This window comes from Streptococcus mitis (assembly GCF_003942765.1).
In the GTDB taxonomy this organism is placed as follows: Bacteria; Bacillota; Bacilli; order Lactobacillales; family Streptococcaceae; genus Streptococcus; species Streptococcus mitis_BE.
The window spans coordinates 221005-235432 of sequence record NZ_RJNW01000001.1; the positions used below are offsets into that span (position 1 = coordinate 221005).

16 protein-coding genes are annotated in these 14428 nt (G+C 41.0%); all 16 read right to left on the reverse strand.

What is annotated here, in order from left to right; genetic code table 11:
- Positions 1–7: 7 nt before the first annotated feature.
- Complete coding sequence (gene ftsW, locus D8849_RS01050; protein ID WP_120770130.1) at positions 8–1231, reverse strand: cell division peptidoglycan polymerase FtsW; 1224 nt, start codon at positions 1229–1231, stop codon at positions 8–10.
- A gap of 160 nt (positions 1232–1391) precedes the next feature.
- On the reverse strand, positions 1392–2330 hold the full coding sequence (prsA, locus tag D8849_RS01055) for a peptidylprolyl isomerase PrsA (protein ID WP_125385918.1): 939 nt from the start codon (positions 2328–2330) through the stop codon (positions 1392–1394).
- Between the two features lie 66 nt (positions 2331–2396).
- Positions 2397–3110 (reverse strand): O-methyltransferase, encoded by a 714-nt coding sequence (locus D8849_RS01060; protein ID WP_125385919.1) that lies wholly within the window; start codon positions 3108–3110, stop codon positions 2397–2399.
- A gap of 1 nt (position 3111) precedes the next feature.
- Entirely contained in the window at positions 3112–4914 is a 1803-nt protein-coding gene (gene pepF, locus D8849_RS01065) for an oligoendopeptidase F (RefSeq protein WP_125385920.1), read from the reverse strand.
- Positions 4915–4932: 18 nt separating this feature from the next.
- Positions 4933–5886, reverse strand: a complete 954-nt coding sequence (locus tag D8849_RS01070; RefSeq protein WP_125385921.1) for a competence protein CoiA — start codon at positions 5884–5886, stop codon at positions 4933–4935.
- A gap of 77 nt (positions 5887–5963) precedes the next feature.
- On the reverse strand, positions 5964–6341 hold the full coding sequence (locus D8849_RS01075) for a type II toxin-antitoxin system HicB family antitoxin (RefSeq protein ID WP_050252888.1): 378 nt from the start codon (positions 6339–6341) through the stop codon (positions 5964–5966).
- A gap of 27 nt (positions 6342–6368) precedes the next feature.
- Positions 6369–6557, reverse strand: a complete 189-nt coding sequence (locus D8849_RS01080; RefSeq protein ID WP_125385922.1) for a type II toxin-antitoxin system HicA family toxin — start codon at positions 6555–6557, stop codon at positions 6369–6371.
- A 118-nt stretch (positions 6558–6675) separates the two neighbouring features.
- Positions 6676–7536 carry an SAM-dependent methyltransferase TehB gene (gene tehB, locus D8849_RS01085; RefSeq protein ID WP_125385923.1) on the reverse strand — a complete coding sequence of 287 codons (861 nt, stop codon included), beginning with the start codon at positions 7534–7536 and terminating at the stop codon, positions 6676–6678.
- Between the two features lie 15 nt (positions 7537–7551).
- A complete protein-coding gene (gene smpB / locus D8849_RS01090) occupies positions 7552–8019 on the reverse strand; it encodes an SsrA-binding protein SmpB (RefSeq protein ID WP_125385924.1) in 468 nt (155 codons plus the stop codon).
- Positions 7982–10336 carry a ribonuclease R gene (gene rnr / locus D8849_RS01095; RefSeq protein WP_125385925.1) on the reverse strand — a complete coding sequence of 785 codons (2355 nt, stop codon included), beginning with the start codon at positions 10334–10336 and terminating at the stop codon, positions 7982–7984. Before rnr ends, smpB begins: the two co-directional genes overlap by 38 nt.
- 100 nt (positions 10337–10436) lie before the next feature.
- Positions 10437–10670 (reverse strand): preprotein translocase subunit SecG, encoded by a 234-nt coding sequence (secG, locus tag D8849_RS01100; protein ID WP_000282517.1) that lies wholly within the window; start codon positions 10668–10670, stop codon positions 10437–10439.
- Positions 10671–10709: 39 nt separating this feature from the next.
- Positions 10710–10859, reverse strand: coding sequence for a 50S ribosomal protein L33 (rpmG, locus tag D8849_RS01105; protein WP_001809104.1), 150 nt, complete (start codon positions 10857–10859; stop codon positions 10710–10712).
- On the reverse strand, positions 10859–12058 hold the full coding sequence (locus D8849_RS01110; RefSeq protein ID WP_125385926.1) for a multidrug efflux MFS transporter PmrA: 1200 nt from the start codon (positions 12056–12058) through the stop codon (positions 10859–10861). Before D8849_RS01110 ends, rpmG begins: the two co-directional genes overlap by 1 nt.
- A complete protein-coding gene (gene coaE / locus D8849_RS01115) occupies positions 12045–12650 on the reverse strand; it encodes a dephospho-CoA kinase (RefSeq protein WP_125385927.1) in 606 nt (201 codons plus the stop codon). Before coaE ends, D8849_RS01110 begins: the two co-directional genes overlap by 14 nt.
- Positions 12650–13474 carry a DNA-formamidopyrimidine glycosylase gene (mutM, locus tag D8849_RS01120; protein WP_125385928.1) on the reverse strand — a complete coding sequence of 275 codons (825 nt, stop codon included), beginning with the start codon at positions 13472–13474 and terminating at the stop codon, positions 12650–12652. The genes coaE and mutM overlap by 1 nt, the downstream gene beginning before the upstream one ends.
- Before the next feature lie 48 nt (positions 13475–13522).
- Positions 13523–14422 carry a GTPase Era gene (era, locus tag D8849_RS01125; RefSeq protein ID WP_049510565.1) on the reverse strand — a complete coding sequence of 300 codons (900 nt, stop codon included), beginning with the start codon at positions 14420–14422 and terminating at the stop codon, positions 13523–13525.
- Between the last annotated feature and the right edge of the window lie 6 nt (positions 14423–14428).

The following is a 14428-nucleotide window of genomic DNA, read 5'->3' on the forward strand; positions in this document are numbered from 1 at the left end:
CTCAGCTCTACATATAGTTTGATGAGTGAGCTTCTAACTCCTCATACAATTGGGCACGTTTTTCACTTGCATCAATATTTAAGACAAAGGCGATAGCTACAGACAAGACTAGGAGACTGTTCCCTCCTTGCGATAAGAAGGGGAAGGTTACTCCTGTCGAGGGAATAATACCAGAAATTCCACCGATATTGACAAAGACCTGTACCAACATCATCCCCCCAACCCCAATCGCCATCATGGAATTAAAGGGATTCTTAGCACGAATACCGACTAGGATAATTCTTAAAATCAGGAAAAAGACAAGTGCTAAAATCAAGCTGGCTCCCACAAATCCAAACTCTTCAATAACAATTGAAAATACAAAGTCTGTATGGGCCTCTGGTAAATAACCACGTTTTTCTATTGAATTTCCTAAGCCTAGACCAAACCACCCACCATTTACCATGGCAAAGTAGGAATTTGCAAGTTGGTGGCCTGACCCTGCCAAATCGGCAAAGGGATTAAAGTAGGCACTGAAACGCTTAGCAACGTAACCAAATACTGGAACTTTTGAAAACTTATCAACCCCGATCATAGAGATAGCTGATAAGGATAGGGCTGAAACTCCAAATAATACACCGATAAATGCTATAAACCAACGATGAGCAATTCCACTAACTGTATACATAATCAAGGCGACCAGAGCTAGGATGGTAGCATTCCCCAAATCTGGGAAAATAGCTAAACTTCCTATCATTACTAGTAGGACGAAGCGCCAATCATTAAAAGCACGAGGAATCCATTGATTTTGAGTTAAAACTTGAAAATCGTAAATCCCAATTTCATCCTGTTGTTTTGAGAAACGTTGGGCCAAGTACCAGACGATGATAATCTTCAAATACTCTGCTGGCTGAATGGTCAAAGGTCCTACTGAAATCCAACCATAGGCTCCATTGACTGGCGTACCAATTAAGCGAGCCAGAGCTAAGAGAATCAACTCAACAAACATAACAATAAATAAGAGTCGTTCTTTTCTTAAAAAATTCAATTTCAGCTTATATATCAAGGCAATCAATATTAAACTAAGTATCCAAAACATTCCCTGACTTCGAACCAATTGGAGGGCACTTTTACCTTCTTCGATAAGAATGGCACTGGTTGTAGAATAGACTACAATCAAGCCCAAAATAGATAAAAGTAAGTAAGGGACTAGAATAGAATAGTTTAACAGATGCCTCTTACTAATCTTCATAGTATCACCAATCTAATGAGAACAAAAGAAATTATTCCCAAATTCCGTTTATTTTCTAGTTTTGATTGCTATTATACCATTTTTTCCGAAAGAAAAAAACTCTTACCCTTAAGATAGAAGATTTTCTCATAAGAAAAAGAGCACTTGGCTCTTTTCTGTTTTATTCTTTTGAAGAACTACTTGAGCTTGAATCGCCACCACCGATATATTGGGTAAAGATATTTTGGAAGGCTTGGTCTTTAACCTTGATATTGGCTGCTTGCAATTCTTTTCCGACAATACTTTGAACAAATGATGCATCATTTTGTTTTTGAGTCAAGATAACAGTTTTCAATTTTTCTTTGTAGTCATCGATATTAGATGACTTTTCTGTTTTCTTAATGAGTTTTACAATGTAATATTGACTGCTGTATGCTTGAGTACCAGTAGCTGTAATGACATCAGAAATGCCGTTAACATCCAAGGCAAAAGCTGCTTTCTTAACTTGATCTGGTAGTTCTGTTGAAGCTGAATCAAAAGTGATTTCACCACCGTTAGCTTTAGTTTTCTCATCAGTTGAGTTATCTTTAGCTAATTGAGCAAAATCTGCGCCACTTGCCTTAGCTTTTTCGAGGACTTCTTTCGCTTTATCCTCATTATCGAGACGAATAATTTGAGCAGTTACGTCCGGAGTATAGCTCTCAAACGCTTTCTTATACGCTTCATCAGTTAATTCAGCTTCTGCAGCCTTTTTAACTGCAAATTCAACTAATTTACTTGTACGAATTTGTGCTTTACGTGTTTCAAGAGTCATACCTGATTGTGATAAGACACGTTGGTAATTCTCACCATATTGTTTTTCTTCTCCAGAAATGATATCATCGATTTCTTTGTCATCTACTTCTGAGCCATATTGCTTCTCAAATACTTTTTGAATAGTCAAGTTCAACAAGACTTGTTGGGCTGAAGGATTGATTTTCACTTGCTCATAAAATTGATGTTCAGTGATAACATCTCCTTTCATGCTGATAAGATCTGCTCCTTCTGAACCTTTCGAACAAGCTGCTAAAGTTGCTACTGATAATAGTGTAATGGCACCTGCCAATAGTTTTTTCTTCATGTCTACTCCTTTGAGATAAGTGTTACCCTATCTATTTTACTATATTTTCTTAAATTATTCTGAAAATCATTCGCTGTCAGGCAATTGAACGTCTGCTACATTTTTACGAAGCATGAGAATGCCGTCCCCCAGAGGTACTAATGTTGCAGTGAGTCCTGGATTGTCTAAGGTTGCATCAAATAGTCTTTGAAGGCCTCGATAAATAGTTCGCTGACCTCGACGGACTTCCATAATATCCTTGGCAACATCACCACCTTGGAAGATATCATCCAAGACAACCACACCACCAACTTCCAAGTGTTTGAGGATTTCTGGCAGAAAGACGATGTATTTAGACTTAGCAGAGTCCATAAAGACGAAATCATAGGACTCTGTCAGTGTAGATAATATATCTACCGCATCTCCCTCTAGAAGCGTGATTTGCTTGCGACTGTCAAACTGGGCAAAATTTTCCTTGGCAAAACCAATCATTTCTGGATTGCGGTCAACGGTTGTAATCTTGGCGTTTGGCGCATGTTCTGCCATCAAGAGGGCTGAAAAACCGATAGCCGTCCCAATTTCCAGAATGTTTTTTGGTTGCATAGTTTCCATGAGAAAACGGAAATAAGCAACCGTTTCATGGGGAATGATGGGAATATTTTCCTTGCGAGCAAAGTCTTCCAACTCTTTCAAAGAACCTGTAACTTGCTTTTGACGCTGACGCATCAAGTCCACAATTTCTTCCTTGACAACAGGGCGACGCATGTTATGGTTGGCATTTTTACTATATGATTCAACCATCTTATGCCAATCCCAATTTTTCAACAAGGGCTTCAAACTCATTCAAACGACGTTCGAAGACTGCAAAGGCATCGTTGAGATAGTCTTCCTTCTCCATATCAACACCAGCTTTTCTCATGACATTAAGTGGATAGTCAGATTTACCTGCCTTGAGGTAGTCGATATAGCGGTCACGGTCTTCTTGACTACCATGGACAATTTTTTCAGCCAAGGCTGAGGCTGCTGCAAAACCTGTTGAATATTGGTATACATAGTAGTTATAGTAGAAGTGTGGAATGCGAGCCCACTCGTATTGGATTTCAGGATTGTCTTCCTTACTCAAACCATAATACTCTTGGTTCAAGTCTGCGTAGAGTTTATTTAGGAAATCGCTTGTCAAGACTTCACCATTTTGATCCGCTTGGTGAATCGCGTGTTCAAATTCAGCAAATTGAGTTTGGCGGAAAACTGTTCCACGGAAACCATCTAGGAAGTTATTGAGAATAGCAAAGCGAGTTGTGTCATCTTCCACTTCTTCCAATAATTTCTCCGTCAAGATATTTTCATTGGTAGTTGAGGCAATCTCAGCCAAGAAGATAGAATAATCTCCGTAAACATAAGGCTGAGTTTCACGAGTATAGCTTGAATGCATACTGTGACCTGTTTCATGAACAAGAGTAAAGAGATTGTCCAGATTGTCCTGCCAGTTAAGAAGCATAAAGGCATTTGTATCGTAAGAACCACCAGAGTAAGCCCCTGAACGCTTGCCTTGATTTTCGTAAACATCAATCCAACGCTCACTGAAGGCACGTTTGACACGGCTCAAGTAATCCTCACCCAAGACTGCCAAGGCATCTTCTGCTTTTTTCAAGGCTTCTTGGTAGGTAAAACTATATTCGACAGATGAAAGCGGTGTGTAGACATCGTACATCTTAAGGTCTGAAATCCCCAAAATCTTTGAACGTAGCTCAAGGTAACGATGCAAGAGTGGCAAATGCTTGCGAACTGCTGCTACCAAATTGTCATAAACACTTTCTGGAACAAAATTGGCCGCGAGGGCTGCATGACGAGCGCTCTTATAGTTGCGAACTTTGGCACGGTAGTTTTGCACCTTAACATTGGTTTGCAAGGTTTTTGCATAGGTATGTTGGAATTGCTCATAAGTCGCATAAAGAGCTTGATAGGCACCACGACGAACCTCACGGTTTTTAGACTCCATCAAGCGTGTGTAAGTCCCATGAGATAGCTGAACTTCCTTACCATCATCGTCGAGGACATAAGGGAACACAATATCCGCATTGTCCAAGATAGCGAAGGTTTCACTTGCCGAACCAAAGATTTCCCCAGCTCCAGCCAATAATTCTTCTTCACGTTGTGAAAGAACGTGTTCCTTGCCTTGCAAAAGCTTGTCAAAATAGTGTTGATAAACCTGCAACTTTGGCTGAGCTTCTAAAAAGTCAGCATACTGCTTTTCGCTAATATCCATAAATTCAGGTTCATAGAATGAAAAAGCTTGGTCTAGCTGGCTATAGAGAGTCATTGCCTTAGCATAGTACTCTTGGTACTTGGCTTCACGTGTGTCTTGGTCATTCTTCATATGAGCATAAACATAAAGCTTCTCCATTTGGCGTTCCATTTCAAGAGAAAATTCAGTAATTTCTAGTAGGCTATCCGCACTATCCAAGAGATGGCCTTCATACTGGGCTACTGTCTCCAATTGTTCTGTTAAATCTTTTAAGGCTTCTTCCCAAGCCTGGTCAGTTGGGTAAATCGTTGATAGATCCCATGTATCTTTTTCATTTATTTCATTTCTTTGTAATACCATTAGATTCCTCCATCTTTTCTATTCTACCATATTTTTCAAGAAATATTGCTGATAAAAGGCTGGTGGATAAAGCTTTTGCCAATCATTTTGAGGATTTTCTTGGTAATAGGTTTGAAAATACTGATAATAGCTGCTTAAATCCTTCTCAATTTGGCAAAACTCACCTACTAGCGGTCGAATTTGTGGATACCATTCTTTTAGCCCATAAGTCAGGAGATTTTCTCCCTTTTGATAGGCTTCTGCTTGTTCTTTCATCCAAATAGGATTTTGATAATAGAGTTGTTGTCGGATATAGCGACAGATGTTCTTATCCTCAGAAACTGTAAAATGAGATATTTTTTGTTTCTTATAAGGAAGACGTAATATCTCCAGTAGACTATCTTGTCCATAGGGAAATTCCTTGATTTGATAATAGAGTCTGCCTCGGAGATCTTGGTGAATCAGGTATTTGAGTCTTAAAAGCTGTTTTTCCTTGTCCAATTCCCAAACATAAAATCCCATGTTTTGACTAAAATAGAGAAAACCTTGTTGCAGACGAGTCAAACGCTCCTTGAGCCAAAGTTTTTCTCCCAGTAACCACAGTACTTGGTAACCCTGACTACGATAGCCCTCGCTACGCTCTTTAAGAAGTTTCTGTGGCAAGGGACTACACTGAACTTCTAAAGCTAGATTGCCATTTACAAATACATCCGCAATCTGTTTAAGCTCTGGAAGAGGGTATTCTAATTGCACTTCTGTATCTTTTTTCAACCAGTGATAAAGTGATTCTTTATTTGCCAGGTGTTCTGGACTTTCATTTTCAGAGGAAAAATCACAGTCTTTTAAGGTTTTGTGGGCAAAATGGGTCCGGACACTTGGTCCTTGACGCAAACGGAGCTGACCTCCACAAGCTGGGCAGGTGTATGCTTGCTTCTCAAGTTTATCCTCTAACACATTTACCAATTCTCCCCTAGCATCTCTCGCAACAAACATGATTCCCTCCTTTTCTATATTATTCGTAAAAAAGAAAAAAGATCAGGAAATTTCCTAATCTACATCACTCTATAATTTTAGAGTTGCAAGCGGCTTTCAAGAGCTTGTGTCAACACTTCAGAATAGTTCACTTTCTCACGATCTGCAAGTCTGACTAGCCACTCTGGAACCGTAACATTTTTTCGAATCGCTTTATTATTCTTTACGAAAGGCAAGGGATTGACCTGAATCAAAGTCACAAATCCATCAGGAGCTTTCAACTCAGCAATGTCACTAGGAGTAGGCAAAGCCAGTCCTTCATCAATATAAGATGCTAAAACACTCTCAAGCATTTCCCGAGCATTTTTCATTGCAAGTTCAATCGTTGCTCCTTCAGTCCCGCCTCCAAACTCCGGAAATTCAATCCAGTATCCAGTACCTTCTTTATGAAAAATAGCAGGATAAGATTTTAGCATAGTACACCTCCACAATTTTCAAATCAACTACAATCCCAAATCTTTTAATATTTTTCTCTCTAAACCTTTTCCTAAATCCCCATTACCGTGAACTGGAATAGTGACAAGATAGGGAAACCCTTCTTTCTTAAAATGATGATGACTTCCTCTCTTACGAACTTCAATCCATCCATTTGCAAGAGCTAATTTTACCATTTCCTTACCTATGATTGGCATTCATTGTCACCTTTCTAGCTAAAATTATACTTATAATGCGTATTTATGTCAATTCTTCTATCTTATCTATTCGTAAAAAAGAAAAAAGATCAGGAAATTCCCTAATCTTCATTCATGTTTATTTGATTTTCTTGGCTAGCATGGTCGCAAAGCGTAGTTGAATGCGATTGCCATTCTCATCACGACGGTGCAAATGGCCTGGATTTTCATTGTACTTAACCAATTCCCAGTCTTTGTAATAGTCTGCCAGTTCCCCTTCTTTAAAAGTAAAAGGGAAGTTCACTGAGCAAGGATAATCCTCCGTATCCATGGCACAAACGATAAGATTGTAGCCACCAACAGTGGTTTTCTCCTGCATGTTTTTGATAATTGCAGGAATTCGGTCTGCTTGAAGAAACATCAAAACCACTGTCGAGACGATGAAATCATACTCTTGACCAATGCTGGCTGAATTGATATCGTAGAGACCAACAGGCATGTATAGGTCCTCCTGCTCCACAATACTTTGTAAGATTTCAAGGACCAGTTCATTTTGATCTACAGCTGTCACATCAAAATCTTGCTGGGATAGAAAGAGTGCATTACGGCCTTGACCACAGCCCAAATCCAAGGCCTTCCCTGGTTTTACTGTCTGCATAGCCTCTAGGACCTCTGAATGAACAGGATTGGTATTGTATTTCTTAGGGAAATAATCCTCAGGTTTACAATAAAATTCCAAATACCATTCCACATCGTCTGTTACAGCCTCCACTCGGTGCCAGGCTTGTGGTTGTGCCATGGGATTGTCAGCCCCTGCTTCAAATAGGTGTTCAGCTAGAGCCTCCCCATCCTCTGTCAATTCAATAAACTTGAGAGCTCCCTTCAAGACAGTAATTTTCCCCCAAGTCCCAACCTTGGTATTGTGCTTTTGCTGAACAGCCTCTGGCATGGTCTCTTTAGTCCACAAAGGCATGCGTTTATAGGCAACTAGTTTCTCCATTTTCATTTCCTCTTTTTATCGCTGATTAACAGCTTTCATCACACGCGCGATGTCACGATTTTGCTCACATCGTTTGATAGACTCCCGTTTATCATAGTCATGCTTCCCTTTAGCTAAACCTAAAAGGAGCTTAGCATAACCATCTTTGATGTAGACTTTAAGGGGAACCAGTGTCATTCCTGTTCCTTTAGTCTCCTGTTCTAATTTTTGGATTTGTTTCTTATGGAGCAGGAGTTTACGACGACGTTCTGGTTCTTGGTTCCAGATATTGCCCTCTTCGTAAGGAGCGATATGGACATTGCTCAACCAGACTTCTCCATTTTTTACTTGGGCAAAGCCATCCTTGAGATTGATTCGAGCTGCTCGTACACTCTTGATTTCAGTTCCAGTCAGAACCATTCCTGCCTCTAGCGTATCTACGATTGTATAGTCGTGGCGCGCCTTTTTATTTTGTGCGACGACCTTTCCCTCGCCCTTTGCCATGTTTGGCTCCTTTCTTAGCTACTTCCTTATAAAAAGGTTTCTTTCCTTTTTTCTTCTTGTCTTTTTGTGAATGCTTGCGCTTATCATTTGAGCGTCCTGATTTTCTCTTATCTTCCTTCTTATCTGAACGATGACTTGAACCACGCCCTCTGTCACTGCGACTAGACTGTTTCAAGCCTTTTTCAATCACATCAAACTCACTTGGGATGTAAGAGAAGTCAATTTCACCCGTCATCTTGTCGGCTCTTTCAACTCGGATACGGATTTGCTGACCTACACGGAAGGTTGTTCCTGATTTCTCCCCACGAAGAGTCAAATCCCGCTCATTGAAATGATAAAATTCAGGTAGATTAGTGATGTGAATCAAGCCCTCAACTGTATTCGGCAATTCAACAAAGAGACCGAATTTAACGATGCTAGACACAACCGCATCGTACTCTTCACCCACGTATTCTTCCATATACTCAGCCTTTTTCATGGCTTCGACTTCACGCTCAGCCTCAATGGCACGACGCTCACGGTTGGAAGACTGGGTCGCAATCTCTGGAATCACTTTCTCAAAATGCTCTGCTATTTCCTTAGAACGGCCGTAATCACGAATCATACGATGAACAAGGAGGTCTGGATAACGACGAATCGGACTAGTAAAGTGAGTATAATAGTCAGCCGCTAATCCATAGTGGCCGTGATTGTGCTCCGAATAGCGAGCCTGCTGCATAGAGCGAAGAAGCATCATGGACAATACATCTGCATAAGGTTCTCCCTCAACAGTACGCATGATGTCTTGAAGGGTCTCCTGGCTAATCTCACTGGCAGTTCCATAAATGCTCAAGCCAAAACTCGAAGCATAATCAATAAACTTCTGAACCTTTTCAGCCTTTGGATCCTCGTGAATTCGATAGATGAAAGGCAAATCCAGCTTGCTGAAATGCTCGGCAACTGTTTCATTGGCCATCAGCATAAAGGATTCAATCATGCGCTCGGCAACACCACGCTGACGAAGAACGATATCAACAGGCTTACCTTGTTTATCCACTAAAATCTTAGCTTCATTGGTATCAAAATTGAGGGCACCACGTTTCACACGCATGTTTTCTAAAGTTTCATGAAGCTTGGCCATGAGTTCGATACTTGGAACAATTTTCTTATATTCTTGTCTCTTTTCCTTGTCTCCAGCTAGGATATCATTGACATCACTATAGGTCATCCTGAAGCTAGTATTGATAACCGTTTGTGTGATGGTGTAGTTGACTACACGACCATGTTTATCAATCTCCATAATGGCAGACTGGGTCAGGCGGTCAACTTGAGGATTGAGAGAACAGATGCCATTTGACAGTCGTTCTGGAAGCATTGGCACCACTCGGTCTGTCACATAGACAGAAGTAGCGCGGTTAAGGGCTTCCTTGTCAAGGGCCGAACCCTCGGTCACATAGTAGGAAACATCTGCGATGTGAACACCAAGCTCCAGATTTCCATTTTTCAAGGCCTTGATATGCACCGCATCGTCCAAATCCTTGGCGTCAGCACCATCAATGGTAAAGGTAATCTCATCTCTCAAATCCATACGACCTTCCATATCCTTTTGAGACGGAGCATCAGACACACTTTCTGCTTCCTTGACAACAGCCTCTGGAAATTCTGAGACAATGTCCATAGACTCCAAAACCTCAAGAACATCAATTCCGACATCCGTCGAGTGCCCCACCACATCGAGGACACTCGCGACAAAGAAATCATGTTTCTTACTTGGATATTTGTCGATAAAGACCTTGATAACTTCTGTTCCTTCTAGTTTTAGAGCTGGTTTCTTGACATAAATCGGTTGGCTGATTTTCTGATTTTTAGAACGGATGTAACCCGCATACTTAGGTTTTTCTTGATCTAGAACGATTTGACCGACAACGGTTGTCAAACTGTGTTCTAAGATATCAATAATTTTGGCTTCGGCAGCTGTTCCCTTATTGCGGTCAGCGACTTTCTTGATGACGACCTCAACGGTATCACCATCAATAGCATAGTTGACATCGTTTTTTCCTACAAAAAGGTCGTCCTCCTCGCCTTCCAGACTAACAAAGCCAAAGCCATTTTTATGGGCATGAAAAATCCCCTTGAGAGTAATCTCGTGTTTTTTCTTGACTTCCAAAGTCAAAGTTCCATCTTCTTCAAAGCGAATCTGGTGCTTCCTTTCCATTAGGGACAAGGTTTTAATCAACTCACGAAAATCCTTGGATCCGTCTTTTCCTAAAGCCTGAGCCAAGTCATTGACAGTCACCTTTCCCTTGTCTTGTAAATATTCTTTTATTCTATCTTTCATATTTTCTTTCTAGATTTTTTATTTTCTTTTACTGTAAAACCTTCTCAAATATCTTTTAAAAATAAAAAGAGGCAAAGACCTAGTCCTGCCCATTATTTTCTTATCTACTTGATAATACCGTCAATGCTAAGGCAATGGCTAGCCAGAAAAAGACTAAAATCCCTGTCAAACGCTGCATTACAGCTTCAAAACCGCGTGCTTTACTGCGTTCAAACAAATCACCTGAGCTGGCATCAAATACATTGCTGGATTGGTTTTTAGTTGGTTGCATGAAAATAGCAATTACAATCACAACAGATAATACTAATAAAATGGTTAATAATAGGTTATACATATCAAACTCCTTAAAATCCCTATTATTTTACCATAAAATCTACTTAGATTCAAGATGTAGGGTTACTTTTCTTTCCTTGGGACAATACTTTAAAACCTCAATCTTGTCTGGATGGGTTTTTGAATTTTTACTGGTTAGGTAATTGATACTGCCACAAGAGGAACATTTGAGATTAATTTTTACTCGCACTAGATTTCCTTTACTTTTAATAATGTTCGAAATTGAAGAAGGTTAAAGAGACAACTAAAGGCAACACAAAGGCTTGTCGCATAAAAGACTGCATGGTAGCCAAATTGACCTGCTACTGCAGAACCTGCCATGGGACCAACGACACCTCCCAGATAAAAGAATACCTGATTGAAGGCAAAGACCCTTGAAATACCGGCTTTGGGAGTCATCTTGCTGAGAAGGGCATTAACTCCAGGAATCAAGGCACCGGTCCCCAAGCCAAAGAGGAAACGATAGAGTCCTAGTTGAAGGGGACTAGAAGCATTGGCACAGAGGAGATAGATGATAACTGAATAAAACTGGGCTACAACCAAGAGACGATGATTGCCCACCTTGTCACCTAACTTGCCCATGACTCCTGCACTCATCATGCTGGAAAAGCCCATACTGGATACAATCAAACCAGATATAAAAAGAAGATTCTCTGTCTGGCCTAAGTCGCGTACATAAAGAGCCAAAATAGGGCCAATTGATTGGGCTGAAAATTGAATGACAAAACTGGTCAGAAAGAGATTGACCAAAAGATAGGGATATTTAACTGATGTAAACAATTCCTTTGTTGGGATGACCTTTTCCTTGGCTACTGGTTGAAAATCTTCCTTAATAAATAAAATAGTCAAAATAGCAGCTAAAAATAGAAAACTACCAACCAATAAGAAAACCGTACGAATGCCAAATAATTCCGCGATAAAGCCACCAATAAAGGGACCAGTTAGAGTACCTGCAACTACGCCAGTAGACAAAGTACCTAAGGCAGTTCCTAATTTCTCCTTTGGAACCTGACTGGCTATCAAGGCCGTTGCATTGGGAACAAATCCCGCAAATACACCGTTTAATAAACGAAGAAAGATTAACCAATATATATTTGGGACAAAGGCCAAACCTCCCATAGTGATAGTCATGGCCAGACCAGCCCGAATCATCATGGGTTTTCGACCATATTTGTCAGCAAGAATCCCCCATATAGGAGAAAAGAGCGCCGCCGAAATAGCAGAGACAGAAATAGCTAAGCCTGCATAAAAAGCAACTTGATCACTCCCTACACCTAAATTTTCCACAAAGATGGGCATAAAAGGCACAACTAAGGAAATACTGGCTCCTGTCAGAAAATTACCAAACCAGGCAATGCGCAGATTATCCTTCCAGTTAATCTCTGTCATCTTCACTACCTCCCTCAAGCAGGGAGAAGACCTGAGTAAGAAGCTGGTCCTGATTTCCATTGTTGTTTAAAACATGGCTAGCCAAACCTTTCTTTTTCTCTAAAGGCCACTGGGCTGCCAGACGAAACTCAGCTTCATCTTTGGATAACTGGTCCCTTTTCATTAAACGTTCTACTTGGATATCTCGATCCACATAGACCAGCCAAGTCTCATCAAACCAAGAGACGTAGTTCTGCTCAAAAAGCAGGGGTATATCCATAAAAAAAATCTCTTCTGTCTGAGCCAACTGGTCTCTCAACGTAGCTAGTTCCTCACGGATAATCTCTCCTTGGATTTGCTTAGACCATACTCGTTCTTCAGGATTTGAAAAGATGAGACTAGCTAGGAGAGGCCGATTGAGTTCTCCATTTTCAAGGATGATTTCTTGCCCAAAGTGCTGAACTAGAGCCTCAAACAGACGACCACCAGGTTTCTGTAGTTGGTGAACAAGAGAGTCGGCATCCACTACTTGAAAGCCTTTCTTTCTTAGAAAATTTGTCACAGTTGATTTACCCGAAGCAATTCCCCCAGTGATTCCAATGATTTTTCCCATCAGCCCCTCCTTTGGCACTGAGGACAAAAATGGGTGCCTCGTCCGCCTAGTTGGATTTTCTCAATGATGGTACCACAGCGTACACATTCTTGACCAGCCTTGTCATAGACCTGATGAAAATCCTGCATGGTTCCATCTTCCCCAAAGGCATTGGTATAGGTCCGAATGGTGGAACCACCTTTGTCAACAGCCTGGCCCAAAACAGCAATGGTCTGGTCATGAATGGCTGTCGCTTCGTCTGCTGTCAAATTCTGGGAAGGTCTAGCTGGATGAACCTGAGCTCGCCAGAGAACCTCATCCACATAGATATTGCCAAGTCCAGCTACCAAGGTCTGGTCTAAAAGATGGGATTTGATAGGCTTTTTAGACTTATCTAAAGCTACTTGAAAGACCTGCACATCAAAGTCTTGTTCGCTTGGTTCAGGTCCTAGTTTTTTAGAAAGAAAGTAGGCTTCCAAAAGGTCAGGCGCCAAGAGTTCCATAGTACCAAACTTGCGAACATCCTCATAAACAAGCGTGCCACCATCTTCAAACTGGAAGAAAACATGGGCATGCTTGCGTTCGGGAACCTGGTACGGATAATAAAAATACTTGCCCTCCATCCGCAGATGAGAAATCAAGACCTTGTCTGTCAGGTAGAAAAGTAAATATTTGCCACGACGTCCCATTGACTCAACAACTTGACCAGGTACTTCCTTTTGAAACTCGTCCAAATCTGTCTTAATCATCTTGGGATAGCGAATTTCTACACTCGAAATCTTCTTTCCCAAAATCAATTTTTCCAAACCACGTCGAACGGTTTCAACCTCAGGTAATTCAGGCATAAGTCCTCCTTCTGTAAAAACAAGAAGCAGGCATGAGCCCACCTCTACTTAGTATTCTTTTTCATTATAGCCAAAGTCAGCCAAATCTAGCTTTTTATCGCGCCAGTTTTTCTTGACCTTGACCCATGTTTCTAGGAAAACCTTGTCTCCTAGCATGAGTTCGATATCACGACGGGCCATACTACCGATTTTCTTAAGCATAGCGCCACCTTTACCGATGATAATCCCTTTTTGGCTATCGCGCTCGACCATGATGGTTGCACGGATATGAACCTTGTCTGTCTCTTCGTCTCGTTTCATAGAATCAACTACTACTGCAACAGAATGCGGAATCTCTTCACGAGTTAGGTGCAAGACTTTCTCGCGAACCATTTCTGAAACCAAGAATCGTTCTGGATGGTCTGTGATTTGATCAGACGGGAAATATTGGAAACCTTCGTCCAGATTTTCACTCAAAATATCCACTAAACGTGAGATATTATTTCCCTGAAGGGCTGAGATAGGAACAATTTCCTTGAAGTCCATCTGATTACGGAAATCATCAATCTGAGACAAAAGCTGATCTGGGTGAACCTTATCGATCTTGTTCACCACCAAAATCACTGGTACATTAGCAGCCTTGAGACGCTCGATAATCATATCGTCCCCTTTACCACGCGCTTCATCAGCAGGCACCATGAAAAGAACGGTATCCACTTCGCGAAGGGTACTGTAGGCAGACTCAACCATGAAATCTCCAAGGGCCGTTTTAGGCTTGTGAATCCCTGGTGTGTCGATAAAGACGATTTGTTCCTTATCAGTCGTGTAAATTCCCATGATTTTGTTGCGCGTTGTCTGCGCCTTGTCACTCATGATGGCAATCTTTTGCCCCATGACGTGATTTAAAAAGGTTGACTTCCCAACGTTGGGACGTCCTAAAATGGCTACAAAGCCTGATTTAAAAGTCATAATTTC

What these genes read in the sequence shown, in the direction of transcription:
- ftsW (WP_120770130.1), bottom strand. Translation starts at nt 1,231, where the DNA reads ATGAAGATTAGTAAGAGGCATCTGTTAAACTATTCTATTCTAGTCCCT.
- rnr (WP_125385925.1), bottom strand. Translation starts at nt 10,336, where the DNA reads ATGAAAGATAGAATAAAAGAATATTTACAAGACAAGGGAAAGGTGACT.
- D8849_RS01080 (WP_125385922.1), bottom strand. Translation starts at nt 6,557, where the DNA reads ATGCCAATCATAGGTAAGGAAATGGTAAAATTAGCTCTTGCAAATGGA.
- D8849_RS01110 (WP_125385926.1), bottom strand. Translation starts at nt 12,058, where the DNA reads ATGACAGAGATTAACTGGAAGGATAATCTGCGCATTGCCTGGTTTGGT.
- smpB (WP_125385924.1), bottom strand. Translation starts at nt 8,019, where the DNA reads ATGGCAAAGGGCGAGGGAAAGGTCGTCGCACAAAATAAAAAGGCGCGC.
- coaE (WP_125385927.1), bottom strand. Translation starts at nt 12,650, where the DNA reads ATGGGAAAAATCATTGGAATCACTGGGGGAATTGCTTCGGGTAAATCA.
- mutM (WP_125385928.1), bottom strand. Translation starts at nt 13,474, where the DNA reads ATGCCTGAATTACCTGAGGTTGAAACCGTTCGACGTGGTTTGGAAAAA.
- era (WP_049510565.1), bottom strand. Translation starts at nt 14,422, where the DNA reads ATGACTTTTAAATCAGGCTTTGTAGCCATTTTAGGACGTCCCAACGTT.
- prsA (WP_125385918.1), bottom strand. Translation starts at nt 2,330, where the DNA reads ATGAAGAAAAAACTATTGGCAGGTGCCATTACACTATTATCAGTAGCA.
- secG (WP_000282517.1), bottom strand. Translation starts at nt 10,670, where the DNA reads ATGTATAACCTATTATTAACCATTTTATTAGTATTATCTGTTGTGATT.
- D8849_RS01070 (WP_125385921.1), bottom strand. Translation starts at nt 5,886, where the DNA reads ATGTTTGTTGCGAGAGATGCTAGGGGAGAATTGGTAAATGTGTTAGAG.
- D8849_RS01075 (WP_050252888.1), bottom strand. Translation starts at nt 6,341, where the DNA reads ATGCTAAAATCTTATCCTGCTATTTTTCATAAAGAAGGTACTGGATAC.
- D8849_RS01060 (WP_125385919.1), bottom strand. Translation starts at nt 3,110, where the DNA reads ATGGTTGAATCATATAGTAAAAATGCCAACCATAACATGCGTCGCCCT.
- tehB (WP_125385923.1), bottom strand. Translation starts at nt 7,536, where the DNA reads ATGGAGAAACTAGTTGCCTATAAACGCATGCCTTTGTGGACTAAAGAG.
- pepF (WP_125385920.1), bottom strand. Translation starts at nt 4,914, where the DNA reads ATGGTATTACAAAGAAATGAAATAAATGAAAAAGATACATGGGATCTA.